This window comes from Mycolicibacterium celeriflavum, from assembly GCF_010731795.1.
Classification (GTDB): Bacteria; Actinomycetota; Actinomycetes; order Mycobacteriales; family Mycobacteriaceae; genus Mycobacterium; species Mycobacterium celeriflavum.
This window is the reverse complement of record NZ_AP022591.1, coordinates 4,845,277-4,870,680: the sequence shown is the minus strand read 5'-3', so window position 1 is coordinate 4,870,680 and position 25,404 is coordinate 4,845,277. Positions and strand designations below refer to the sequence as shown.

At 67.4% G+C, this 25,404-nt stretch carries 22 protein-coding genes; 8 read left to right on the top strand and 14 right to left on the bottom strand.

The genetic code is table 11. The features are described 5' to 3' along the window. Positions 1-55 precede the first annotated feature (55 nt). Genes G6N18_RS23395 through clpS form a run of 3 tightly spaced genes read right to left on the bottom strand, consistent with a single transcriptional unit; the run spans position 56 to position 1,978 of the window. Positions 56-1,075, bottom strand: coding sequence for a P1 family peptidase (locus G6N18_RS23395; RefSeq protein ID WP_083004088.1), 1,020 nt, complete (start codon positions 1,073-1,075; stop codon positions 56-58). Further along, positions 1,072-1,656: an oxidative stress transcriptional regulator AosR gene (gene aosR, locus G6N18_RS23390; protein ID WP_067215797.1), complete on the bottom strand. Its 585-nt coding sequence runs from the start codon at positions 1,654-1,656 to the stop codon at positions 1,072-1,074. Before aosR ends, G6N18_RS23395 begins: the two co-directional genes overlap by 4 nt. Before the next feature lie 7 nt (positions 1,657-1,663). Further along, the gene (clpS, locus tag G6N18_RS23385) at positions 1,664-1,978 is read right to left on the bottom strand and encodes an ATP-dependent Clp protease adapter ClpS (protein ID WP_059102066.1); all 315 of its coding nucleotides are present in this window, start codon (positions 1,976-1,978) and stop codon (positions 1,664-1,666) included. A gap of 54 nt (positions 1,979-2,032) precedes the next feature. Here clpS and G6N18_RS23380 point away from each other — a divergent pair, with 54 nt between their 5' ends. From G6N18_RS23380 to G6N18_RS23370, 3 genes are all read left to right on the top strand, one after another. Next, complete coding sequence (locus G6N18_RS23380) at positions 2,033-3,340, top strand: nicotinate phosphoribosyltransferase (RefSeq protein ID WP_083004092.1); 1,308 nt, start codon at positions 2,033-2,035, stop codon at positions 3,338-3,340. 94 nt (positions 3,341-3,434) lie between these two features. Continuing rightward, positions 3,435-5,321 (top strand): ATP-dependent DNA helicase, encoded by a 1,887-nt coding sequence (locus G6N18_RS23375; protein ID WP_272937596.1) that lies wholly within the window; start codon positions 3,435-3,437, stop codon positions 5,319-5,321. A gap of 70 nt (positions 5,322-5,391) precedes the next feature. Next, entirely contained in the window at positions 5,392-6,831 is a 1,440-nt protein-coding gene (locus G6N18_RS23370) for a neutral zinc metallopeptidase (protein WP_083004098.1), read from the top strand. A gap of 10 nt (positions 6,832-6,841) precedes the next feature. Here the strand turns inward: G6N18_RS23370 and G6N18_RS23365 are convergent, their stop codons facing one another. From G6N18_RS23365 to G6N18_RS23355, 3 genes are all read right to left on the bottom strand, one after another. Further along, a complete protein-coding gene (locus G6N18_RS23365; RefSeq protein WP_067215815.1) occupies positions 6,842-7,552 on the bottom strand; it encodes an MspA family porin in 711 nt (236 codons plus the stop codon). A gap of 110 nt (positions 7,553-7,662) precedes the next feature. Then, positions 7,663-8,511 carry a Vgb family protein gene (locus G6N18_RS23360; RefSeq protein WP_067215818.1) on the bottom strand — a complete coding sequence of 283 codons (849 nt, stop codon included), beginning with the start codon at positions 8,509-8,511 and terminating at the stop codon, positions 7,663-7,665. After that, entirely contained in the window at positions 8,508-11,162 is a 2,655-nt protein-coding gene (locus tag G6N18_RS23355) for a glycosyltransferase family 1 protein (RefSeq protein WP_083004101.1), read from the bottom strand. Before G6N18_RS23355 ends, G6N18_RS23360 begins: the two co-directional genes overlap by 4 nt. A gap of 193 nt (positions 11,163-11,355) precedes the next feature. Between G6N18_RS23355 and G6N18_RS23350 the strand changes: the two genes are divergently transcribed. Together G6N18_RS23350 and glgB are read left to right on the top strand one after the other, a co-directional pair. Continuing rightward, the gene (locus G6N18_RS23350; protein ID WP_083004105.1) at positions 11,356-13,443 is read left to right on the top strand and encodes an alpha-1,4-glucan--maltose-1-phosphate maltosyltransferase; all 2,088 of its coding nucleotides are present in this window, start codon (positions 11,356-11,358) and stop codon (positions 13,441-13,443) included. Between the two features lie 7 nt (positions 13,444-13,450). Then, positions 13,451-15,667, top strand: coding sequence for a 1,4-alpha-glucan branching protein GlgB (glgB, locus tag G6N18_RS23345; RefSeq protein WP_083004108.1), 2,217 nt, complete (start codon positions 13,451-13,453; stop codon positions 15,665-15,667). A 72-nt stretch (positions 15,668-15,739) separates the two neighbouring features. On the opposite strand, the gene G6N18_RS23340 is transcribed toward glgB, so the two are convergent. Genes G6N18_RS23340 through G6N18_RS23330 form a run of 3 tightly spaced genes read right to left on the bottom strand, consistent with a single transcriptional unit; the run spans position 15,740 to position 18,256 of the window. Continuing rightward, on the bottom strand, positions 15,740-16,633 hold the full coding sequence (locus G6N18_RS23340) for a tetratricopeptide repeat protein (RefSeq protein ID WP_179962340.1): 894 nt from the start codon (positions 16,631-16,633) through the stop codon (positions 15,740-15,742). Between the two features lie 13 nt (positions 16,634-16,646). Continuing rightward, positions 16,647-17,030 (bottom strand): DUF3817 domain-containing protein, encoded by a 384-nt coding sequence (locus G6N18_RS23335; protein ID WP_083004115.1) that lies wholly within the window; start codon positions 17,028-17,030, stop codon positions 16,647-16,649. A 44-nt stretch (positions 17,031-17,074) separates the two neighbouring features. Further along, positions 17,075-18,256, bottom strand: coding sequence for an acetyl-CoA C-acetyltransferase (locus G6N18_RS23330; protein ID WP_083004118.1), 1,182 nt, complete (start codon positions 18,254-18,256; stop codon positions 17,075-17,077). Between the two features lie 83 nt (positions 18,257-18,339). Between G6N18_RS23330 and mce the strand changes: the two genes are divergently transcribed. Continuing rightward, positions 18,340-18,819, top strand: coding sequence for a methylmalonyl-CoA epimerase (gene mce / locus G6N18_RS23325; RefSeq protein ID WP_083004122.1), 480 nt, complete (start codon positions 18,340-18,342; stop codon positions 18,817-18,819). Here mce and G6N18_RS23320 read toward each other — a convergent pair. Both G6N18_RS23320 and nucS read right to left on the bottom strand, forming a co-directional pair. Beyond that, entirely contained in the window at positions 18,816-19,109 is a 294-nt protein-coding gene (locus G6N18_RS23320; RefSeq protein ID WP_083004124.1) for an Rv1322 family protein, read from the bottom strand. The genes mce and G6N18_RS23320 overlap by 4 nt on opposite strands. Beyond that, complete coding sequence (gene nucS / locus G6N18_RS23315) at positions 19,109-19,780, bottom strand: endonuclease NucS (protein ID WP_067215837.1); 672 nt, start codon at positions 19,778-19,780, stop codon at positions 19,109-19,111. The genes G6N18_RS23320 and nucS overlap by 1 nt, the downstream gene beginning before the upstream one ends. Positions 19,781-19,825: 45 nt before the next feature. Here nucS and G6N18_RS23310 point away from each other — a divergent pair, with 45 nt between their 5' ends. Further along, a complete protein-coding gene (locus G6N18_RS23310; RefSeq protein WP_067215841.1) occupies positions 19,826-21,430 on the top strand; it encodes an adenylate/guanylate cyclase domain-containing protein in 1,605 nt (534 codons plus the stop codon). Here the strand turns inward: G6N18_RS23310 and glsA are convergent. Further along, complete coding sequence (glsA, locus tag G6N18_RS23305) at positions 21,419-22,705, bottom strand: glutaminase A (RefSeq protein ID WP_083004128.1); 1,287 nt, start codon at positions 22,703-22,705, stop codon at positions 21,419-21,421. The genes G6N18_RS23310 and glsA overlap by 12 nt on opposite strands. 9 nt (positions 22,706-22,714) lie before the next feature. After that, a complete protein-coding gene (locus tag G6N18_RS23300; protein ID WP_083004131.1) occupies positions 22,715-24,148 on the bottom strand; it encodes a carotenoid oxygenase family protein in 1,434 nt (477 codons plus the stop codon). A 64-nt stretch (positions 24,149-24,212) separates the two neighbouring features. Here G6N18_RS23300 and G6N18_RS23295 point away from each other — a divergent pair, with 64 nt between their 5' ends. Beyond that, positions 24,213-24,872 (top strand): TetR/AcrR family transcriptional regulator, encoded by a 660-nt coding sequence (locus G6N18_RS23295; protein ID WP_083004134.1) that lies wholly within the window; start codon positions 24,213-24,215, stop codon positions 24,870-24,872. Positions 24,873-24,895: 23 nt separating this feature from the next. On the opposite strand, the gene G6N18_RS23290 is transcribed toward G6N18_RS23295, so the two are convergent. Continuing rightward, positions 24,896-25,378, bottom strand: a complete 483-nt coding sequence (locus G6N18_RS23290; protein ID WP_083004138.1) for a hypothetical protein — start codon at positions 25,376-25,378, stop codon at positions 24,896-24,898. Between the last annotated feature and the right edge of the window lie 26 nt (positions 25,379-25,404).

The window sequence follows — 25,404 nt, the reverse complement described above, 5'->3', positions numbered from 1 at the left end:
CTGTATTCCAGCAGCGAAATATCGAGTAAACGCCTGCTGGAATCCAGTTTCGCGATTACTCGAACGCTCCGGGCAACAGGTCCCGGTACGTGGGTATTCCGGCCACCGACTCGGCGGCCAGCACCCCGACCATCACCGCGCGGGCCAGGCAGTCCGCGGCGGCGGCGCCGACCTGCGTGATCAGAGGAACCTCCGGCGACATCGACGCCGGGGTCGTCGGGTCGGGCGGGACCTCCACAGCGCCGGTGGCCAGTGCGAACACCGTGTCGCCATCGAGTGGCGTGTGGCACGGCCGGATGGTGCGGGCCAACCCGTCGTGCGCGGCGACGGCGACCCGGCGACAGCCCGCGGAGCTCAGGACGGCGTCGGTGGCGACCACGGCAATGGTCGTGTTGAGCGGGCTGTATTCGAGGTGCCGGTCGGCGTAGGCGGCGATCTGGTCGGCGGGCGGCGGCACCAACCCGAACTCCTCGATCTGGTAGGCCAACCACGGCAGACCCGTCGCCGTGTCGACAGCGTCGCCCGCGGCGTTGACCACGACGATCACCCCCACCGTCGCGCCGCAGTCGAGCGTCATCGACGCCGTGCCCACGCCGCCCTTGAGGACACCCACCCGCGCGCCCGTACCCGCGCCTACGGTGCCGATCGCCACCTCGGTCCCGGCGCTCCGGGCCGCCGCGTAACCGAACTCCGCCGTCGGCCGACACTGCCAGCCGCCGACCGGTAGGTCGAAGACCACCGCCGCGGGCACGATCGGCACGACGCCGCCCTCCAGCGCGACACCGCGGCCCTGCTCCTCGAGGAAGTGCATCACCCCGTCCGCGGCGGCCAGGCCGTACGCGCTGCCGCCGGTCAGCACCACGGCATCGACGTGCTGCACGGAGTTGATCGGGTCGAGCAGGTCGGTCTCCCGCGTGCCGGGCGCCCCGCCCCTGCCGTCGACGCCGCCAACGGTCCCCGGCGGCGTCAGCACGACGGTGGTGCCGCTGGCCCAACCCGAACCCAGCGTCACGTCCGGGTCGAGCCGATGGTGATGGCCCACCCGGATACCGGCCACATCGGTGATCGAGCTCATCTCGACTTGCCCATCAGGCCCAGCACCAGATACTCCTGCAGCACGGTGAGCCACTGGTAGACGTCGAGGTGTCCGGCCATCGGATGGTCGTGCGGCAGGTCGTCGGGTCCGTCCGGCGAGATGCCGAGCATGGTGCCCAGCGCCAGCCGCATGTCGTTGACCGCGGCGGCCCAGGCGTGCGCGTCGGCCTCGGACAACTCGAACTTGCCGCCCTGCGGTGGCATGGTGTCCAGAAGTGTTTGCGCCGCTTGACGTTTCGCATCGATGATGGCCGGCTCGTGCAGGCTGCGCAGCGCGCTGTTGAGGCTCTCGGCCGCGCTGGAGCCGGCCGGGTGCTCGGTCTGCGGTCGGTAGAAGTCCGGCAGCAGCCGCTTCATCGTGTCATCGTCGGGAGGGGTGGAGTTTCCGGTGCGCATACCGGTGATGTCCTCGAGTTCGTCTGCGGGCGCGGATGTTTCACGTTCATCGAGCATGCCCACCAGCGAGGTGGCGAGGCTTCGCAACAGCGCGGCCTCATGCGGCGCCACGGCCGACCGGAAGCGCGCGCCGTCGGCGGTCTCCACCCGCTTCCATTTACGCACGTGTCTGTCAGCGGTCCTGCTGCATGGTCGCCCACAACCCGGCGGCGTGGAGCTTGGACACGTCGACCTCCATCGACTCGCGACTGCCCGCCGAAACCACCGCCTTGCCCTCGTTGTGCACCTGCAGCATCAGCTTGGTCGCGTGCGGTTCGGGGTAGCCGAACAATTTCTGGAAGACGTAAGTCACGTACGTCATGAGGTTCACCGGGTCGTCCCACACGATGGTCACCCACGGGGTGTCGGTGGCCGCGTCTTCCTCCGCGACCGACTTGACGTCCCGCTCCTTGCGAGTTTTCGGTCGAGCCTTCGCCGGCGTAACCATGTTGTTCAGGATAGCCAACGCAGAACCGTCGCTTCGAGCTACTACGGTGGCGGTGTGACCGCCGCATCCCCGGCCCTGCTCACCGACAAATACGAGCTGACGATGCTCGCGGCCGCGCTGCGGGACGGCACCGCCCACCGGCGCACCACCTTCGAACTCTTCGCGCGCCGACTGCCCGAAGGGCGTCGCTACGGCGTGGTCGCCGGCACCGCCCGTTTCGTGGATGCTTTGGCGCACTTCAGATTCGACGAAGCGGCGCTGTCTTCACTCGCGGAGTTTCTCGACCCACAGACGCTTGCCTATCTCGCCGACTACCGATTCCGCGGCGATGTCGACGGATACGCCGAAGGTGAGCTGTACTTCCCCGGTTCGCCTGTGCTCTGCGTGCACGGCACGTTCGGTGAGTGCGTCGTACTGGAGACATTGGCGTTGTCGATCTTCAACCACGACACCGCGATCGCGTCGGCCGCCGCCCGCATGGTCAGCGCGGCCGAGGGCCGGCCGCTGATCGAGATGGGCTCACGGCGCACGCACGAACAGGCCGCCGTCGCCGCCGCCCGCGCGGCATACCTGGCGGGCTTCGCCGGATCGTCCAACCTGGCGGCGCAGCGCGACTACGGGGTCCCGGCGCTGGGCACCAGCGCGCACGCCTTCACGCTGCTGCACACCACCAACGACGGCCCCGACGAGCGGGCGGCCTTCCGGGCGCAGGTCGACGCGCTGGGAGTGGGCACCACGCTGCTGGTCGACACCTACGACATCACCGCGGGGGTGGCGACGGCCGTCGACGTCGCCGGTCCCGAACTCGGCGCGGTGCGGATCGACTCCGGCGACCTCGGGGTGCTCGCACGACAGGTCCGGGCCCAACTCGACAGCCTCGGCGCGACCGGAACCCAGATCGTGGTGTCCGGTGACCTCGATGAGTTCGCGATCGCCTCACTGCGCGCCGAACCGGTCGACATCTACGGCGTGGGCACTTCGCTCGTCACCGGGTCCGGCGCCCCGACCGCAGGCATGGTTTACAAGCTGGCCGAGGTGGACGGCATCCCGGTGGAAAAGCGCAGCAGCCACAAGCAGTCTCATGGCGGTCGTAAGCAGGCGCTGCGGCTCGCCAAGTCGACCGGCACGATCGTCGAGGAGGTCGTGTGCCCCTACGGCCGCCCGCCCTCGGACCACGACGGGCTCACCGCGCGAGGGTTGACGGTTCCGCTGATCCAGCGTGGCGAACCGGTTGGCGACCTGTCCTTCGACGCGGTCCGTCAGCGGGTCGCCGACGGGTTGACGAGCCTGCCGTGGGACGGGCTGAAGCTGTCCCGCGGCGAGCCGGCGATCCCCACCCGGCTGATCCCTCCCGGCGCGTAGGGGGCACGCCACGTCGGACACGTCGGACATCACCCAACTCCTGGCCACGGCGGTCGCCGCTCTGGGCGGTCGCGAGCGGGCCGGCCAGATCGAGATGGCCCGGGCCGTCGCGCGCGCGTTCGACACCGGCGAGCACCTCGCGGTGCAGGCCGGAACGGGCACCGGCAAGTCGCTGGCCTACCTCGTTCCCGCGATCGCGCGCGCCGTCGAGACCGACGAACCCGTCGTGGTGTCCACGGCCACCATCGCGCTGCAACGCCAACTCGTCGACCGTGACCTGCCGCGGCTAACCGAGTCGCTGACCGGCGCGCTGCCGCGCACGCCCGAATTCGCGCTGTTGAAAGGTCGCGGAAACTATCTGTGCCTGAACAAGATTCACAACGGAGCTGCAGAATCGGACGAGCGCCCGCAGGAAGAGTTGTTCGAACCGGTTGCGGCCAGCGCACTGGGGCGGGACGTACAGCGGCTCATCGCCTGGTCGTCGGACACCGACACCGGTGACCGCGACGAGTTGACCCCCGGTGTGCCGGACCGGTCGTGGTCGCAGGTCAGCGTGTCGGCGCGCGAGTGCATCGGCGTGGCCCGATGCCCGTTCGGCACCGACTGCTTCGCGGAGAAGGCGCGGGAGAAAGCCGGGCACGCCGATGTCGTCGTCACCAATCACGCGCTGTTGGCGATCGACGCGATCTCCGATGCCGCTGTGTTGCCCGAACACCACCTGCTCGTCGTCGACGAGGCGCATGAGCTGGTCGACCGGGTGACCTCGGTGGCCACCGGCGAGTTGTCGGCGACGTCGCTCGGCGCCGCCCACCGCCGCGCCGCGCGCCTGGTCGACGAGGAACTGGCACACCGGTTGGAGGCCGCGACCGCGACATTGTCGTCGGCGATCCACGACACCGAACCGGGCCGCATCGACGTGCTCGACGACGAATTGGCCACCTATCTGACCGCTGTTCGCGACGCCGCGCACCGGGTCCGGTCGGCGATCGACACCGCGCCGAGTGATCCCAGGGCGGCGTCCGCGCGCGCCGAGGCCGTCACCGCGTTGACCGACATCGGCGACATCGCCTCGCGCATTCTCGACTCCTTCATACCCGCCATCCCCGACCGCACGGACGTGGTGTGGATCGAGCGCGAAGAGACGCGCGGAACGGTACGAACGATCCTGCGGGTGGCGCCGCTGTCGGTGTCAGGGTTGTTGCGCACCAGGCTGTTCGAGGATTCGACGACGGTGCTGACGTCGGCCACCCTGACCATCGGCGGCACGTTCGACGCGATGGCTGCCGCGTGGGGACTGACGGCCGACGACATGCAGTGGCAGGGTGTCGACGTCGGATCCCCGTTCGAGCACGCCAAGTCGGGCATCCTCTACGTCGCCGCCCATCTGCCGCCGCCGGGGCGCGACGGCACCGGATCGGCCGAACAACTCGACGAGATCGCCGCGCTGGTCACCGCCGCCGGCGGACGCACCCTCGGCTTGTTCTCCTCGACGCGGGCGGCCAAGGCCGCTGCCGAGATCATGCGCGAGCGTCTGGACACCCCGGTGCTGTGCCAGGGCGAGGACACCACGTCGGCGTTGGTCAAGCGGTTCGCCGACGATCCCGAGAGCTCGTTGTTCGGCACGCTGTCGCTGTGGCAGGGCGTCGACGTGCCGGGCCCATCGCTGTCGCTGGTGCTGATCGACCGGATTCCGTTCCCGCGCCCGGACGACCCGCTGCTCACTGCACGGCAGCGGGCGGTGGCCGCACGCGGCGGCAACGGCTTCATGACGGTGGCCGCCGGCCACGCGGCCCTGCTGCTGGCGCAAGGCGCCGGCAGGTTATTACGCACCGTCGACGACCGCGGCGTCGTCGCCGTGCTGGACTCCCGGATGGCCACCGCGCGCTACGGCGGCTACCTGCGGGCTTCGCTGCCGCCGTTCTGGGCCACCACCGACTCCACCCGCGTGCGTCAGGCGCTCGAACGTCTCCGCACCGTTTGATTGTTTTCTATCCTGGCAACGGTTCAGTGCGCGCCGCTCGGCCGCCAGTCGACCCCGAAAGGCGGCGTCCATGAGTCGACGACACCGGATCGGTGCCGCGATCGCGGTGGGCGCGGCGCTGCTGGCGACGGCATGCACCAACACGCTTCAAGGCCAACCGGTCTCGGTGTTCGCCGATCCCTTCCGCGTCGCCGGGATGCCGGCGACGGACGGCCCCACGGGTCTGCGGCCCCACGCGCAGGACCCCGTGCGTGAGGTGCGAGGCACCGACGGAGGCGACGCCGACGAACTGGCCCGCCAGGCGATCAGCGACATCGAGGAGTTCTGGGAGGGTGCCTACGGCGATGCCTTCGACGGCAAGTTCGAGCCGGTCGACCAGGTTTACTCTTGGGACGCCAACGGATTCGACGACACCGGGTTCTGCGACACCGACACTTACGGACTGGTCAATGCCGGCTTCTGCAAGACCGACAACACGATCGGCTGGGATCGCGGTGAACTCGTACCGAGCCTGCGTCAGGCGTACGGCGACATGGGCGTCACGATGGTGCTCGCCCACGAGTACGGCCACTCGGTGCAGAAGCAGGCGGGTCTGGTCGGCGAGGACACCCCGACGCTGGTCTCCGAGCAGCAAGCCGACTGCCTGGCAGGTGCGTACATGCGCTGGGTTGCCGAGGACGACTCGACGCGCTTCACACTGTCGACAGGTGATGGGCTCAACAACGTGCTGGCGGCCGTCGTCGCGTTCCGCGATCCGCTGTTGAGTGAGAACGACCCCGAAGCCGGTGTCGACGAACACGGTTCGGCGTTCGAGCGTGTCTCGGCGTTCCAGTTCGGTTTCACCGACGGCGCAGCGGCCTGTGCAGCCATCGATATGCGCGAGATCGGCCAGCGCCGCGGCGATCTGCCGGTGCTGCTGGACGAGAACGAAACCGGCGAATGGGCCGTCTCCGAGGAGTCTGTGCGCGCGGTTGTCGACGCGATGGACATCCTGTTCGAACCCGCGACCCCACCCGAGCTGAGCTTCGACCCCGCCGAGTGCCCGGACGCGCGGCCCAGCCCGCCGGTGTCCTACTGTCCCGCCACCAACACCATCGCCGTCGATCTCGACGAGCTGGCGCAGATCGGCGCGCCGCCCGACATCGACGACCCGATCGGCCTGGCCACCGGCGACAACACCGCCTACTCGGTGTTGGTTTCGCGGTACATGCAGGCGATCCAGAACGAGCACGGCGGCGTCGAACTGGACGACGCCGAGGCCGCGCTGCGCACGGCGTGCCTGACCGGCGTGGCCACCACCAAGTTGTCGAAAAGCGTGCAGACCCCGGACGGCAACACCGTGGCGCTGACCGCGGGCGACGTCGACGAAGCGGTGTCCGGCATCCTCATCAACGGCCTGGTGGCCAGCGACGTCAACGGCGAGTCGGTGCCGTCGGGCTTCTCCCGCATCGACGCGTTCCGCGTTGGGGTGCTCGGTGACACCGAGCGTTGCTTCAAGCGATTCGACTGATCAGATCTGCTCAGATTTTTTTAGTCACGCCGTACCACGCGACGATCGCCTCCGACTGCTCGGTCGAGTGTGTGAGGTAGGAATAGGAGCGGATGAACGACTCTCCGACGCAGCCGTCGATCTTGACCCGGAAGCCGCTCACCATCACCCACGGCTCGGCGCCGGTGAACTTCTTCTTCGTCACCGGAACCACGTTGACCAGGCCGGGTTTGAGGCCGACGGTGATGCCGCCGCCGACATTTCCGCCCAGGCTGGGCAGAATTCCGAAGTCCTCTCCCCCTCCGACGATGGTGAGTCCGAGGAGTCCGATGGACGGGTTGATGCCGGCGGTGCCGGTCAGCGAGACACCGTTCGAGGTGCTCATGTCGATGCCACAACCGATTTCGTAGCCGACCTCGAGGGTGCCCTCCGGCTCCTCGCCGCCCCCAGGCCCGCTCAGCCGTCCCTTGTAGGTGCCGCCGACGACGTATTCACGTGACGACAGCGCTGTGGTCAGCGGGGGGATCGGGGCCTGGGTTTCCTTCTCGGCACTCATCTCCAGGCGCCAGCCGTTGGGGCCTACCGTCACCGCCGGCGGCGTCGACTCGACCGCACCGTCCACCGGCGGGGGCGCGACCTCGGCGGCGACGGGTTCGACTTCCGGTTCCGCCGCGGCCACTGCAGCACCCAGATTGCCCAACAGTCCCACGATGGCGATCACCGTGATGCCGCTTCGCAGCACAACCCCAACCGTCACTGCCCGCCCTCCCGATCGTTAGGAACGCTTCGGAACCTACCGCGGCGACCGCCTGCTGCGGACGGGACGCCCGCAGAATGGTCCCGGCGGACGTATCAGGACGGCATGCGCAGGACGTAACCCGCTTCCAGGGCGACCCAGACGCAGCCGTTGGCGTCGACAGCGAGCCCGTGCGGTTCACTCCCCGGCGGGAGGTCGATGGTGATGATCTCACCGTCGCCGCTGATCCGGGCGAGTTGGCTCGACCCCCACAGCGTCACCCACACCCCGTCGTCGGGATCGGCGAGCACGGCGTGCGGCTTGCCGGGAAGTGCGATCTCCTGGATCGCATCGTCCATCGGGATGCGCCCCACCCGCTCGGCGAGGATCTCGGTGAACCACACCGCGTCATCGTGCGTCGCGGCGATCCCGACCGGACCCGATGCGGCCGTTGGGGTTTCGCGCACGGTTAGCTCGCCGGAGAGCGTCAGCCGACCGACTGCGCCCGCCTGGTTCAGCGTGAACCACAGCGCGTTGTCGGGCCCGGTGACGATCATCGACGGCGCACCGCCGACCGGATACCCGGCGGAGATCTCGCCGCTGACCGAGATCCGGCCGATCTCACCGGAAGTCAGGGCCGTGAACCACAGCGCGCCGTCGGGCCCGATCGTGATGCCGTAGGGGCCGCTGCCCTCGGCCAGCTCGAATGCACTGACCTCTCCCGCCGTGGTGATGCGACCGATGCGGTCGTCGCCGTTGCGGGTGAACCACAGCGCGCCGTCGGGGCCCGCGGCGATGATCGATGGCCGACATCCCGGCGCGACGGGATAGACGGTGACGTCACCGGCGTCGGTCACCCGGGCGATCGCACCGGCGTGCACCAACGTCACCCACAGCGCCCCGTCCGGAGCCGCCGCGAGCCCGTAGGGCCCGCCGTCGACGGCGACCTTGAGCGGGCTCGTCACGCGAGCGTGACGAGGCCGAGTTCGTTGTCGCCGGCCAGCAGCGGGTGGTGCGGCAACACCCGCACGGTGTAACCCACCGGACCGGCGACGGGAAGCGGCGCCGTCGCCGAGAACACCTCGTTGCCGCCGTCGGCGGTTCCGGTGTGCGCCATCGGCACGGTCACCGGATCGACCAGCTGGTCGCCGGCGTCGACGCGGCCGAGGACGGCCTGCACCACGACCTCGTCGGGACGCAGGCCCGCCAGATGCACCTTGGCGGTCAGCGTGAGCTCCGAGCCGAGCAGCGGGGTGTCGGGCAGGCCGTAGCTGTCGACGTCGGTGATCTGGATCTTCGGCCACGACTCCTGCGCGCGCAGCCGGAAGCCCGCCAGCTCCCGCGCAGCGCCGAACGGCTCACCGTCCGCGCCGGGTTCGACGGTTCTGCGCAGCGACTGGGCCGCGGGCGCGTAGTACTTCTCGGTGTAGTCACGGACCATCCGCGATGCCAGCAGCTTCGGCCCGAGCACGATCAGCGTGTGCCGCACCATCTCCACCCACCGGGTGGGGATGCCGCGCTCGTCGCGGTCGTAGAACTTCGGCGCCACCGAGGCCTCGAGCAGGTCGTAGAGCGCGCTCGCCTCGAGGTCGTCGCGCCGGTCCTCGTCGGCAAGACCGTCGGCGGTCGGGATTTCCCAGCCGTTCTCGCCGTCGTACCACTCGTCCCACCACCCATCGCGGATCGACAGGTTCAGCCCGCCGTTGAGCGCACTCTTCATGCCCGAGGTGCCGCAGGCCTCCAGCGGTCGCAGCGGGTTGTTCAGCCACACATCGCAGCCCCAGTACAACTGGCGCGCCATCGACATGTCGTAGTCGGGCAGGAATGCGATCCGGTGCCGCACCTCGGGCCGGTCGGCGAACTTCACCACCTGCTGGATCAGCGCCTTGCCGCCGTCGTCGGCGGGATGGGACTTGCCCGCGACGATCAGCTGAATCGGCCGCTCCTCGTTGAGCAGCAGTCGCTCCAACCGCTCGGGGTCGCGAAGCATCAACGTCAGGCGCTTGTAGGTCGGTACCCGCCGGGCGAACCCGATCGTCAGCACGCCAGGATCGAACGCGCTTGAGATCCAACCCAACTCGGCTTCCGCTGCTCCGCGTTCCAGAAATGAGCGGCGTAGTCTCGCGCGCACGTCCTGGACAAGTTGCTCACGCAACTGTGACCGGATCCACCAGAGATGACCGGTATCGACCTGCTGCAGCCGCTCCCACACCGCGGGTTCCCGGGCGCGGCTCAGGTCCTCGTTGTCGAGCAGCTCGCTCGCGAGTTCCAGCCACTGCGGGGCCGCCCAAGTCGGCGCGTGCACACCGTTGGTGATGGATCCGATCGGCACCTCACCGGGGTCGAAGCCCGGCCACAGCTCGTTGAACATGTGCCGGCTGACGTTGCCGTGCAACAGCGAGACACCGTTGGCGCGTTGGGCCAGACGCAGCCCCATGTGCGCCATGTTGAACTTGTCCGGGTCATCCTCTTCGCCGAACGCGACGATGCGGTCGAGCGGCACACCCGGCAGCAGCCGTGAAGTTTCACCGGAAGGCTCGCTCGATCCATGCTCTTCGCGCGAGCGCTCATCGGCCGACCCACCGAAGTACCGGCGGACCATCTCCACCGGGAACCGGTCGATGCCCGCGGGCACCGGGGTGTGCGTGGTGAACACCGTCGACGAGCGCACCACGGTCAGCGCGGTGTCGAAGTCGAGCCCGGCGTCGATGAGTTCACGGATGCGCTCGACACCGAGGAAGCCCGCGTGCCCCTCGTTCATGTGGAACACCTCCGGCGAGGGTCTGCCCTCCAACTCGATGAACGCCCGGATCGCCCGGACCCCGCCGATGCCGGCCAGGATCTCCTGCTTGATCCGGTGCTCCTGGTCACCGCCGTAGAGCCGGTCGGTGACGCCACGCAGCTCGTGGTCGTTCTCCGGGACGTCGGAATCCAACAGCAGCAAGGGGATTCGGCCCACCTGTGCGATCCAGACGCGGGCCCGCAGCTGGTTGTCATAGCGGTTTTCGCTCGGCATCGCCACAGAGAGCAGGACCGGTCGGCCGTCCCGGTCGGTGAGCAGGCGAAGCGGCAGGCCCTGCGGATCGAGCGCCGGATAGCTCTCGTGCTGCCAGCCGTCGGCGGTCAGCGACTGCCGGAAATAACCCGACCGGTACAGCAGCCCGACGGCGATCAGCGGCAGGCCCAGATCCGATGCCGCCTTGAGGTGGTCGCCCGCGAGGATGCCGAGACCGCCCGAGTAGTTCGGCAGCGACTCGGCCACCCCGAACTCCATCGAGAAGTACGCAATGCCGTTGGGCAGTTGCGCGCCGTCTTCGATTTCCTGCTGGTACCACAGCGGCCGGCTCAAGTAGTCGTCGAGTTCGGCGGCCAACCCGTCGAGGCGGTTCAAGAACGTCTCGTCGACCGCCAGTTGGTCCAGGCGCCCCGGATTGATCTGGCCCAACAGACCCACCGGATCGCAGCCCACCTGCTTCCACAGTTCCGGATCCATCGACTCGAACAGATCCTGCGTCGGCCGATCCCAGGACCAGCGCAGGTTGATCGAAAGCCGTTCCAGCGCCGCCAGCCGGTCGGGCAGATGCGCGCGGACGGTAAACCTTCTCAGCGCTTTCATCGGGCTATCACGCGACACAACCTTACTGACAATCCGCCGTCCTGCAGGCTTGGTGTTCGGAGTGCTCGGTCGGCTTTGGGTTGGGCTGCGCACTAGCGTGGGTATAGGGCGCGACGAGGCTTATTGAAGTTGACTGTGAGCGGACCAGAGGACACAGCGGCCCAGCGGGCCGCGTGGGTGTAAGGAGTGGTAGGTGGCCGGTCGTATCGAGATCGATGACGTCCAGCCCGTTGTTTCCGGTGGACGCTATCCGGCCAAAGCGGTCGTCGGCGAGATCGTGCCGATCGCAGCGACCGTCTGGCGAGAAGGCCACGACGCGGTGGCGGCCACGCTGGTGGTGCGCTACCACGGCTCCGCATACCCTCAGCTCGCCGACGACCCTCCCGGGCTGGCAAAGTCCACCGAGGCTGTACCCATCGAGACTGTCCTCGGCGCCACACCCCGCAAGAGGCCTGCGCACCTGCCCATGTCGACCGGCAGAACGCCCGACGTATTCCACGGTGCGTTCACCCCGGACTGCGCCGGGTTGTGGACCTTCCGGATCGACGGCTGGGGTGACCCGGTGGCCACCTGGCGCAAGAACGTGACCGCCAAGCTCGATGCGGGTCAAAGCGAGTCGGAACTGTCCAACGATCTGCTGCTCGGCGCCCGCCTGCTCGAACGCGCCTCGACCGGGGTGGCACGTCAGCATCGCTATCCGCTCATCGAGGCGGCGGCACAGCTGCGACAACCCGGCGACCCGTTCAGCCGCGCAGGCGCCGCGCTGGCACCGGAGGTCACCGCGCTGCTCGACGAGTATCCGTTGCGCGAGTTGCTCACCCGCGGCGAGCAGTACGGGATCTGGGTGGACCGCCCCGAGGCGCGGTTCAGCGCGTGGTACGAGTTCTTTCCCCGCTCCACCGGCGGCTGGGACCGCAAGGGCAACCCGATTCACGGCACCTTCGCCACCGCCACCAAGGCGCTGCCCCGCATTGCCCGGATGGGCTTCGACGTGGTCTACCTGCCGCCGATCCACCCCATCGGCAAGGTTCACCGCAAGGGCCGGAACAACAGTGTGACCGCTGCGCCCAACGACGTCGGCTCGCCGTGGGCGATCGGCAGCGACGAGGGCGGTCACGACGCTGTCCATCCCGAGCTGGGCACCATCGCCGACTTCGACGACTTCGTCGCCGCGGCTCGCGACGAAGGCATGGAGGTCGCGCTCGACCTCGCGCTGCAGTGCGCCCCCGACCATCCGTGGGCCAAGGAACATCCGGAATGGTTCACCGTGCTGCCCGATGGCACCATCGCATATGCGGAGAACCCGCCGAAGAAGTACCAGGACATCTATCCGCTGAATTTCGACAACGACCCGGCCGGCCTCTACGAGGAGGTGCTGCGGGTAGTTCGGCACTGGATCACGCACGGCGTCAAGATGTTTCGGGTAGACAACCCGCACACCAAGCCGCCGAACTTCTGGGCGTGGCTGATCGGCCAGGTGAAGAACGAGCACCCCGACGTGGTGTTCTTGTCCGAGGCGTTCACCCGCCCGGCACGGCTGTACGGGTTGGCCAAGCTCGGCTTCACACAGTCGTATTCGTACTTCACCTGGCGTACCGCGAAGTGGGAGATCACCGAGTTCGGCGAACAGATCGCCGAACACGCCGACTACGCATGCCCGAATCTGTTCGTGAACACGCCCGACATCCTGCACGAGAGCCTGCAGCACGGCGGTCCCGGTATGTTCGCGATCCGCGCGGTCCTGGCCTCGACGATGAGTTCGGCGTGGGGCGTGTACTCGGGCTACGAACTCTACGAACACCGCCCGGTGCGAGAGGGCAGCGAGGAGTACCTCAACTCCGAAAAGTACGAACTGCGCCCTCGCGACTTCGACGCCGCGCTGGCCGACGGCGAATCGCTGGAACCGTTCATCGCACGGCTCAACGAGATTCGCAAACTGCATCCTGCGTTGCATCAGTTGCGGACCATCACTTTCCATCACGTCGACAACGACGCGCTGCTGGCCTACAGCAAGTTCGATCCAGCCACCGGCGACCAGGTGCTGGTGGTGGTCACACTCAACCCGTTCGGTCCCGAAGAGGCCACGCTGTGGCTCGACATGCCCGCGCTCGGGATGGAGCCCTACGACCGGTTCTGGGTGCGCGACGAGGTCACCGGCGACGAATATCAGTGGGGGCAGGCCAATTACGTGCGCATCGATCCGGTGCGTGCGGTGGCGCACATCTTGAACATGCCACAGGTGCCCGCCGACCAGCGACTCGAGCTACTGCGTAGGGAGTGACGACGACATGACGCAGATCAAACAAGCGAGCAGCCCGCATCTGCGGCCGCACACCGCCGACCTGAACCGGTTGCTTGCCGGTGAACACCACGATCCACACTCGGTGCTGGGTGCCCATGAGTACCACGACCACACCGTGATCCGGGCCTACCGCCCGCATGCGGTGGAGGTGGTGGCGCTCGTCGGTGGTGAGCGGTATGTGTTCCAGCACATCGAATCCGGGTTGTTCGCGGTGGCGCTGCCGTTCACCGGGCTGGCCGACTACCGGCTCGAGGTGCACTACTCCGACGGCAACGGCTCGACCCAAGTGCACACGGTGGCCGACGCCTACCGATTTCTGCCCACGCTCGGGGACATGGACCTGCACCTGTTCGCCGAGGGCCGCCACGAGCGGCTGTGGGAGATCCTCGGCGCGCATCCCCGCCGCTACACCACCCCCGACGGCGTCGTCGAGGGTGTCTCGTTCGCGGTGTGGGCGCCGAACGCCAAGGGCGTCAGCCTGATCGGCGAGTTCAACCACTGGGACGGCAACGAAGCCCAGCTGCGGGTGCTCGGCTCGACCGGCGTGTGGGAAGTGTTCTGGCCAGGGTTCCAGATCGGCGGACTGTACAAGTTCCGCATCCACGGTGCCGACGGGTCGGTCAGCGACCGCGCCGACCCGATGGCCTTCGCCACCGAGGTGCCGCCGAAGACGGCGTCGAAGGTGACTCTCAGCGAATACACCTGGCAGGACCAGGACTGGATGGCGTGGCGTGCCACCCAGAACCCGGTGTTCGAGCCGATGAGCACGCTCGAAGTGCATCTGATGTCGTGGCGGCCGGGCCTGAACTACCGCGATCTCGCTGCGCAGCTCACCCAGTACGTCGTCGAGAACGGGTTCACCCACGTCGAACTGATGCCGGTCGCCGAGCATCCCTTCGGCGGTTCCTGGGGCTACCAGGTGACGTCGTACTACGCGCCGACGTCGCGGATGGGTACGCCCGACGAGTTCCGCCACCTCGTCGACACCCTGCACCAGGCCGGCATCGGCGTGATCATGGATTGGGTGCCCGCCCACTTTCCCAAGGACGCCTGGGCCCTCGGCCGCTTCGACGGCACCGCCCTCTACGAGCACTCCGACCCGCGGCGCGGCGAGCAGCTGGACTGGGGCACCTACGTATTCGACTTCGGCCGCAATGAGGTGCGCAACTTCCTGGTGGCCAATGCGCTGTACTGGTTGCAGGAATTTCACATCGACGGACTGCGGGTGGATGCGGTCGCCTCGATGCTCTACCTGGATTACTCGCGGCCCGAGGGTGGGTGGACGCCGAACATCTACGGCGGCCGCGAGAACCTCGAAGCCGTGCAGTTCCTTCAGGAGATGAACGCTACCGTGCACAAGGCCGCGCCCGGCATCGTCACGATCGCCGAGGAGTCCACCTCATGGCCCGGCGTCACCAGGCCGACCAACCTTGGCGGCCTTGGCTTTTCGATGAAGTGGAACATGGGCTGGATGAACGACACTTTAGAGTTCATCAAGCGTGACCCGATCCACCGCAGCTACCACCACCACGAAATCACGTTCTCGATGCTCTACGCGTTCAGCGAGAACTACGTGCTGCCGATCAGCCACGACGAGGTCGTGCACGGCAAGGGGACACTGTGGGGCCGGATGCCGGGGAACGACCACAACAAGGCGGCCGGGTTGCGCAGCCTGTTGGCTTATCAGTGGGCGCATCCGGGCAAGCAGCTGTTGTTCATGGGCCAGGAGTTCGGCCAGCGCGCCGAGTGGTCCGAGGAGCGGGGCGTGGACTGGTACCAACTCGACGAGGACGGCTTCTCGACCGGCATCCAGCGCATGGTGCACGACATCAACGGCATCTACCGCAGCCGGCGTGCGCTGTGGTCGCAGGACACCCGCCCGGAGGGCTACTCCTGGATCGACGCCAACGACTCGGCCAACAACGTGCTGAGCTTCCTGCGTTACGGCGACGACGGCTCCGTGCTGGCTTGTGTGTTCAACTTCGCCGGCGCCGAGCACACCCGTTACCGCCTCGGCCTGCCGCACGCCGGCACCTGGCGCGAAGTGCTCAACACCGACGCCGACATCTACAACGGGTCGGGCATCGGCAACTACGGTGAGGTCGAGGCGACCGACGAGCCCTGGCACGGCCGGCCCGCGTCGGCCGTCATGGTGCTCCCCCCGCTGACCGCACTGTGGTTCGAATACGAACCCATGCTCTGACGTCGAAACCGACGAAATGGCGGGAAAGTGCGGGTGAAAACCGCCATTTCGTCGGTCTCGCGGAGAACAGGGTCAGTAGAGCGCGTTGGCCAGCTTTCGGCGGCCGGCGATCACCTCGGGGTCGGCCGGATCGAACAGGTCGAACAACTCGATCAACCTCGTACGCACCTTGGTGCGGTCGTCGCCGGCTGTGCGCTTGACCAGTCCGATGAGCCGGTCGAAGGCGGCTTCGACGTTCTGTTGCAGCATCTCGACGTCGGCGGCGGCGAACGCCGCTTCGATGTCGTCGGGCGCCGCGTCGGCGGCGGCGATCGCACCGGGGTCCCTGGAGCTGGCGCGCTGAAGGAAGTCGATCTGGCGCACGGCGCCCTTGGCTTCGGCGTGATTGGGATCGCCGTCCAGAATCGCCTGGTACGCCGCGCGAGCGGCGTCGAAGTCACCGGCGTCTAGAGACGCCCGGGCTTGCGCGAGTGCGGGGTCGACATCCTCGGCTTCACCCGCCTCACCGCTGCCGGGCAGCTTGCCCGCGACGGCGTCCAACAGCGAGTCGATCCACCGGCGCAGCTGTTCGGGCGGTTGCATGCCCTGGAAGCTGGACAGTGGTTGTCCGGCGGCCAGTGCCACCACGGTCGGGATCGCCTGCACCCCGAACATCTGCGCCACCCGCGGTACGACGTCGACGTCGACGGTCGCGAGCGACCACTTGCCACCGTCGGCGGTGGCCAGTTCGGCAAGCGCATCACCCAGTTGGACACTGGCATCGCTTCGCGGTGACCAAAGCAGTACGACGACAGGAACCTGGCTGGACCGGACCAACACCTCGTCTTCGAGATTGGTTTCGGTGATCTCCACTCCACCGGCCGGCGCCGACGAGCCGCCCTCGTTCGTCGAGGGCCGCTGTTTGAGGGCGGACAGATCAACCGCACCGGCCATGGAGGCCGCGATGGAAGGGCGTGGACGACTCACGTGGTCAAGTTTGTCACGTCGTTTCGGGGATTGACCGCCCCGGTTGCGACATGGCCGCGCCAGCGGGCACGACGCCCATCCGGCCGGTTCGATCCGCCCAGATGACGAAGATCACACTCGCCAGCGGCACGATGCTCGCCAGTATCGCCAGCAGCCACGTGCCGGGCGCCCACTTGGAGGTGATGCCGACCAGCAGGCCCACCGCGACGAAGCCGACGAAGATCAGCCCGTGCGCCATGCCGAACACCTGCACCCCGACCTCGGTTCGCGGGGTGCCGACGTACTTGAAGTACATGCCGGTCAGCAGTCCAACCCAGCTCAACGCCTCCAGCAAGGCGACGAGACGGAACCATCCGGCAATGGACCGCAGATCAAAAGCGCCAGTCATGGCCGCCATTGTGCACGAAAACCGGAATGATTACTACGCGACGTCGTAGAGGACTACGGCGCACGCAGGATCAGCGCGTCGCCCTGACCGCCCGCGCCGCACAGCGCGGCCACGGCGTAGCCGGACCCGCGCCGGGCCAACTCGAGGGCGGCGTGCAGGGTGATCCGCGCGCCCGACATGCCGATCGGATGCCCGATCGCGATCGCGCCGCCGTTGACGTTGACCTTCTCCGGGTCGACCCCCAGCTCCTTCGTCGAGGCCAAGGCGACCGCGGAGAACGCCTCGTTGATCTCGATGACGTCCAGCTGACCTAGCGAAATCCCCTCGCGAGCAATGGCTTTCCTGATGGCATTGGCCGGTTGCGACTGCAAGGTGGAGTCCGGACCGGCGACCACGCCGTGGGCGCCGATTTCCGCCAACCAGCTCAGCCCCAGCTCCTCGGCCTTGGCCTTGTTCATTACGACGACCGCGCAGGCGCCGTCGGAGATCTGCGAGGCCGACCCGGCCGTGATGGTGCCGTCTTTGCGGAATGCCGGTTTGAGACCGGAGAGCGACTCGGCGGTGGTGTTGGCGCGGATGCCTTCGTCCTCGTTGAACTCCAGCGGGTCGCCCTTGCGCTGCGGGATGTGCACCGGCACCACCTCGTCGGCATAGACGCCGTCCTTCCAGGCGGCGGCGGCCTTCTGGTGCGACCGGGCGGCGAACTCGTCCTGTTCGGCGCGGGTGAACCGATCGGCGTCGTTGCGCTGTTCGGTTAGCGCGCCCATCGGCTGATCGGTGAACACGTCGTGCAGACCGTCGTAGGCCATGTGGTCGAGCACGGTGACGTCGCCGTACTTGTAGCCCGACCGACTGTTCATCAGCAGGTGCGGCGCCTGGGTCATCGACTCCTGGCCACCGGCCACGACGACGTCGAACTCGCCGGCGCGAATCAGCTGGTCGGCGAGGGCGATCGCGTCGATGCCCGACAGGCACATCTTGTTGATGGTCAGCGCCGGCACATCCCAGCCGATTCCGGCGGCCACCGCGGCCTGCCTCGCAGGCATCTGCCCGGCACCGGCCGTGAGGACCTGGCCCATGATCACGTACTCGACGGCCGAGGCGGGCACATTGGCCTTCTCCAGGGCACCCTTGATCGCGAGGCCCCCGAGGTCGCTGCCCGAGAAGTCCTTCAGCGAGCCCATCAGCTTGCCGACCGGAGTGCGCGCTCCAGCAACGATCACCGATGTCGTCATTTGGTACCTCCGGAAACTGGGTATATCGATATGTGGTCCATGACACATTCCGCAAACATCTGTCTCAAGGTTACCGTTACGTTATGACCACTGAACACGTAGACGCACGTCCGGCGCTCGCGAGCGCACTCGTGACGGCGATCGATCACGTGGGGATCGCGGTGCCGGATCTGGATGCCGCGATCAAGTGGTACCACGACCACCTCGGGATGATCGTGCTGCACGAGGAGGTCAACGAGGATCAAGGCGTGCGCGAGGCCATGCTCTCGGTGCGCGGCGCTCCGGTCGGCAGCGCGCAGGTCCAGCTGATGGCCCCGCTGGACGAGACCTCGACGATCGCGAAGTTCATCGACAAGCGCGGTCCCGGTCTTCAGCAGTTGGCCTATCGCACCAGTGACATCGATGCGCTCAGCGAGCGTCTGCGTGACGAGGGCGTGCGGCTGCTGTACGACGCGCCGCGGCGCGGCACGGCGAACTCGCGAATCAACTTCATCCACCCGAAGGACTCCGGCGGCGTCCTCATCGAGCTCGTGGAGCCGGCTGCCGACGGGCACGACCACTAGGACCATTTGCGGGTCGGGCTGCGCGTGGCCCGGTGCGTCCAGCACGCGGTGTGCCAATGCCGCCGCTCATCGAGCGCCCGCTCCCCCATATCGGCGGGTAACACCACCAGATGTGCTGTCCCGGGCCGGATCTCGTGGTCACAACCGGGACAACGGTATGACTTGACGGCACGCGCCGCCGCTACCGGCCGGACCTCGTACTCGTAGCCGTCGGGTCCGGTTTCCACGCGGCGCGGCGCAGGCATGGGCGCCGGCCGCTCAGGACGTTGACGCCGGCGCTTGCGAACCATCAGAACAGCCGGAACTCGTCGCTGTCCATGCCGCGCATCTTGTCGTAGTCCAACGTCACACAGCGGATACCGCGGTCGGTGGCCAGCGTGCGGGCCTGCGGCTTGATCTGCTGGGCCGCGAAGATGCCCGCCACCGGGGCCAGCAGGCTGTCGCGGTTGAGCAGCTCGAGGTAGCGGCTGAGCTGCTCGACGCCGTCGATCTCGCCGCGGCGCTTGATCTCGACGGCGACCGACCCGCCGTTGCCGTCGCGACACAGCAGGTCCACGGGACCGATCGCGGTCATGTACTCGCGTCGCACCAGCGTGTACCCCGCGCCCAGCAGCTCGACGTGCTCGGCCAACAACTCCTGAAGATGCGCTTCGACGCCGTCCTTAACCAGGCCCGGATCGACGCCGAGTTCGTGGCTGGAGTCGTGTTCGATGTCCTCGACGGTGATCCGCAGCTGCTCTCCGGCCTTGTTCTCGACCACCCAGACGGGAACCGGCCCGGAGTTGTCCTCGGTGAGTCGGCACGGCGGAGTCATCCAGTTCAACGGTTTGTAGGCGCGGTCGTCGGCGTGCACGCTCACCGAACCATCCGCCTTGACCAGCAGCAGTCGCCGCGCCGAAGGCAGATGTGCGGTCAGGCGTCCGACGTAGTCGACAGTGCATTGGGCGATCACGAGACGCACCCGACCACCTTAGGCGCCGGTTCGGCGAATTAGGCTCTAGCCACAATGACCGCCAAGAAGACCGTTCCTCAGCGACTCGGTCTTGTCCTCGAGAAGGTGACGCGGCAGAGCGGGCGGATACCAGACACCCCCGAATACGGGTCATGGTTACTCGGCAAACCGGAGGAAAGTCAGCGGCGCCGACGCATCCGCATCCAGGTGATCCTGACGTTCCTCCTTCTGTTCACCAACATCCTCGGCATCGCCGTGTCGCTACTGCTCAACGGGGTCGCCATTCCGGTGCCGAGCGTCTTCACCGACGCGCCGGCATGGTTGACCTGGGGCGTCGTTCCCGCGTACATGTTGGTTGCCCTGGTGGTAGGCACCTGGTGGATCACCTCTCGCACCGTGAATTCGCTTCGATGGGCCATCGCCGACCGCGCCCCCACCCGGGCCGATCAGCACAATGTCTTCCTCGCTCCGTGGCATGTGGCGAAGAGGCTGCTCCTGCTGTGGGGCATCGGCACGGCACTGCTGACGTTGTTGTACGGCCTGCAGGACTCCGCGTTCATCCCGCGCTTCCTGCTCGCAGTCGGGTTTCCCGGCATCGTCGTGGCCACCGGCTGCTATCTCATCACCGAGTTCGCACTGCGGCCCGTCGCCGCTCAGGCGCTCGAGGCGGGCCGGCCGCCACGCCGGTTGGCGCACGGCGTCATGGGCCGGACCATGACTGTCTGGTTGCTCAGCTCCGGCGTGCCTGTGTTGGGCATCCTTCTTCTCGCGGTCTTCGCGCTGTCGTTGCAGAATCTCACCGCGACACAGTTCGCGGTCGCGGTGATGATCATCGCGGTGGTGGCGCTGGCCTTCGGACTGATACTGATGTTGCTGTTGTCGTGGCTGACGGCAACCCCGGTGCGGGTGGTGCGCTCGGCAATGCAGCGCGTGGAGCAGGGCGACCTGGACTGCAACCTGGTGGTGTTCGACGGCACCGAACTCGGCGAGTTGCAGCGGGGATTCAACTCGATGGTCGACGGGCTGAAGGAACGCGAACGCGTGCGCGATCTGTTCGGCCGCCATGTCGGCCGCGACGTCGCCGCGGCCGCGGAGAAGCAACGTCTGGAACTCGGTGGCGAGGAACGCCATGTCGCGGTGATCTTCGTCGACATCATCGGCTCGACGCAGTTGGTGACGGCCCGCCGCGCGACCGAGGTCGTCGACCTGCTGAACCGGTTCTTCACGGTGATCGTCGAGGAGGTCGACCGCCACCACGGCTTCGTCAACAAATTCGAGGGTGACGGAGCGCTGGCCGTGTTCGGCGCTCCGCTGCCCCTCGCCAATCCGGAGGATTCAGCGCTGGCCGCCGGTCGGTCGATCGCGCGCCGGATTCATGAGGAGGTGCCCGAATGCGAGGCGGGCATCGGGGTGGCGGCCGGCGAGGCGGTCGCGGGCAACGTCGGGGCCAGGGAACGCTTCGAGTACACCGTGATTGGTGAACCCGTCAACGAGGCGGCGCGGCTGTGCGAACTGGCCAAGGAAACCGCCGGGCACCTGCTCGCCTCATCCGATGCGGTCACCGGCGCGAGCGAAACCGAGCGCGCTCATTGGACGCTCGGCGACGAGGTGACGTTGCGCGGACACGACGAGCCGACCCGGCTGGCGTCACCCGCCTGAGCTTGTTCGCTGGAAACTCTGCGCGGCGCGCAACGCGCCGTCGAGGGTGCCGAACACTCTGGCCTGCGCGGCATCAGTGGCGGCCAATGTGCCGTCGGGATCCACGACGTAACCCTCTTTGCCTGCGGCAGTGAGCGACTCGTGCATGCCGGCGAGCATCCGGCGGGCGGCATCGTTGACGTCGTCGACCCTCGACAACTCCAGGATGGCCACGTCGAAACCGTCGCACTCCTCGTCAACGGTGCGCAGCACCTGTTCGGCGCCGGCGAACAGGAGATCACCGTGCAGTTCGTAGATCCGGACACCTGCAGCGGCGTCGTACGCGTCCCGGATCGTCGAGCGGGCTTCGCGGGTGACCGAAAGGAAGTGCAGTCCGAGGCCGGCCGACAGATCGCGGCACACCTTCACCCCCCGCACGCTGTTGCCCTTGTCGTCCAGCAGCGGTGAGTAGACCCCGATTCCGAGCTGAGCGGGCAACACGGCCGCGATTCCGCCGCCGACGCCGCTCTTCGCCGGCATGCCGACGGCGCTGACCCAGTCCCCCGCCGCGTCGTACATGCCGCAGGTGACCATCACGCTCAGCGTCCGCTGGACCACTGCCGCGGCAGCCACTCGCCGTCCCCACACCGGGTCGATGCCGCCGCGCGCAAGGGTGGCGGCCATCTGGGCCAGATCGGTGGTCGTCACCTTGATCGAGCATTGACGAAAGTAGACGTCGAGGATCTCATCGGGATCACCGTCGAGCACGCCGAAACTCTGCAACATGTAAGCGATCGCGCGGTTCCGGCTTCCGGTCGCCTTCTCCGACGGGTAGATGTCGTCGTCGACCGTCAGCTCACGACCCGCACACGCCGAATAGAAGTCGCGGATCTGGTCGAACCGCTCGTCGGCGGAGGTGCCGGGTACCAGAGAGACGGCCGCGATGGCGCCGGCGTTGATCATCGGGTTCTTCGGCGCCTTGGTGGTTTCGTCGACGCTGATCTCGTTGAACGCTTCGCCGGAGGGTTCCACGCCGATCTTGGCGTCGACGGCATCGAAGCCGAGGCGGTCGAGTGCGAGGGCATAGGTGAAGGGCTTGGACACTGACTGGATGGTGAATTCGAGGGCGGTGTCGCGGGATTCGTATACATAGCCGTCCGCCAGTGACAGCGACAAGCCGAATCCGTCGGGGTCGACCCGAGTCAGTTCGGGAATGTAGTCGGCCAGTGCGCCGCCAGTATCGTCGGCGTGCTCCGCGAGAATCTGGTCCAGGTATCGCTGCACCAGTTCGGCCATGGACCGATCCTATGTCGACACCCAGTTGCCGTGGAAGCCGGCGGGCATGCGGTGCGGAAGCTTGATGCTGGCCACGTCCTGCAAGGTTCGTGCGTCGAGCAGCGCGAGGTCGCTGCTGTCGGTCCGACTGTCGTAGACGAAGCCCATCAACACGCCGTCGTCCTCGGCCGCGTCCGGTGAGGATGCCTCGAACACGAACTCTCCGAGTACTTTTCCGTCGCCGAAGGACCGAGACAGGGTGTCGCCGCCGACGAAGTCATGCTTGAGCAGCGTGTCGCTGCCGTCGCCCTCGCCGACGGTCGGCGCATATCCGTAGCGGTGACGTTTGCCCACCCGCCGTTCGTCGACGCGCGGGAACTCCTGACCGCGATCGTCGACGCGAGATTCGCGGACCTTGCCGTCGGCGAGATCGATAGTCCAGCGATCGAGTGTCGGCGGGCCTTCATCTGGCCCAAGGTGGTTCGTGTCGAACATCTTCGGATGCCGCACGACGTCGAGCACGATGGTGCCGTCGTCGTCATAGGCGTTCATCGGATGGAACACGTAGCAGGGCTCGACCTCGAACCAGCGCACGTCCGCGTTGCCGCCGTCGCGCGGCATGACGCCCACCCGGGCGGGATATCTCGGGTTCCAGGAGTAGGGGAACCGACGGTCGGATGCGTCACCCGCCGGTTGCCGAGCGCTGATCGGATCCGGGATTCGCACCCGACCGATCAAGGCCGACAACACAAGTCGCGAGACCAGCCGCAGACCGCGCGGCACCGTCATCTCTACCGCCATGCGTGCGTCGAACGTGACCGGCAGATCGTAGAACACAACGTGGTTCTCCGTCAGGGAGAAGTCGTGCATCATCGGGCTGCCCGCGACCTCGACATCGACCGTGTGTCGTGCGCGGCCGTCCGCGCCGATCACCGAGTACTGCACGGTGTTGCCGCGATACATGCTGTACGAAACGGCGTGCAGCTCACCGGTGTCGGGGTCACGCTTGGGGTGGGCGGTGTATCCACCGGTCAGTGTCCCGTCGAAGTCGCATGCCCCGACGGTGTCAAGCTCGTCGGTGAGTTCCATGTTCGTGACACCGGATTCGATCAGGGCCAGCGTCCTGCCGGCGTGTCCGATGACGTTGGTGTTCGCGCCGATACCGGAGATCGGGAATCGACCGGATGGCGCCTGCTCCCCCAGAGCCTTCGCGGTCTGCGGACCGCGGACCCAGCGGTTGCGATACCACTCCGCCTTGCCATCGCGGATCCGGATGCCGTGCACCATGCCGTCTCCGATGAACCAGTGGTACAGCTCCGGATTGAGCTCGCCGACCGGATTCGGCCCATTTCGCAGATAGCGCCCGTCGAGGTGCTCGGGGATCGTGCCGGTGACCTCGAGGTCGGTCAGCGTGTGCTCTTCGGTAAGGGGCGCGAAAGCGCCTTCGAGATAGCGGTTCGTCATCGCGGGCTCCCATAACAGTGTTATGACACGACCTGTATAACACCGTTATGGCACCATGGCAAGGGTGAGTGACAGTCCCGCCAAGCAACTGGTCGAGGCCGGCATCCGAATTCTCGAGCGGGACGGCCTGGCGGCGCTCAGCGCGCGCAAACTGGCCGCCGAATCCGGGACGTCGACGATGGCGGTGTACACGCACTTCGGCGGCATGACCGGCCTCATCGACTCGATCGCCAGCGAGACGTTCGCGCGCTTCACCCAGGCGCTGACGGATGCGCCGGTGACCGACGATCCCGTGACCGACTTCCTCGTGATGGGTGCGCGGTACCGCGAGTTCGCATTGGAGAACCCGCAGCGCTACCAGATGATGTTCGGCACCTCCGCGCAATCGCTGAGCCGCCATCACGCCGACCTGACCGTGACGGGCAGCTCGACCGACCGCGCCGAGTTCGCGGTGTCGTTCGAGGCGTTGTTGACCGCGGTGCGAAGGATGGTCGAGGCGGGACGTATCCGCGACGACGGCATCGCCGTGATGGCGGGGCGGATGTGGAGCATCGTCCACGGCGCGGTACTGCTGGAGATGGCCGGCTTCTTCGGGCGCGAGGGTCACGGGCTGACCCAGATACTCGGGCCGCTGACTGTCGACGCGCTGGTCGGAATGGGCGACGAGCGGGACAAGGCGATGCAGTCGTTGACGGCCGCGACGACGATGCTGTTCGGCATGTAGGAGCGAACGAGTCACCGTTTCGCTCAGCTCTCGGTGTGCCCCTCTTCGGCGGGCAGCGGTGGCGGCAACGGATTTGTCGGCGTCGGCGTCGAGGCCGGCGGCGACGACGGTGTGTCATCCACCTGTCCCTCGTGAACGTCGACCATCGGCTCCTCCCGGATCACCCGGGTGCCCGCGCTGATGGTCAACGAATCCTCGGAGACGAAATAGGTGATTCCGTCGTTCTCGGCGGTGAACTCATCGCCCGTCGGCGAAGCGGGCACGATCAACTTTGCGCCGTCGCGGACTCGCACGCCGCGGTATTCATACTCACCGTCGGACGACTTGCAGATGGCGACACGTGACGACCCTGTGCTGCCGAAGAGCACCGCCTCGTCGGGCGGGGCGCACCGAGCGGTGGAGTCGACATAGCCCTGAGCGTCCGCCGTTGGCGCGGCAACGGCGGTCGGCGCGAGAAGCAACGACGCCGCCGCAGCGCCGACGATCAACAATGTGCGAGCCAACATCGAGTCCTACGACACCACAGCGGTCG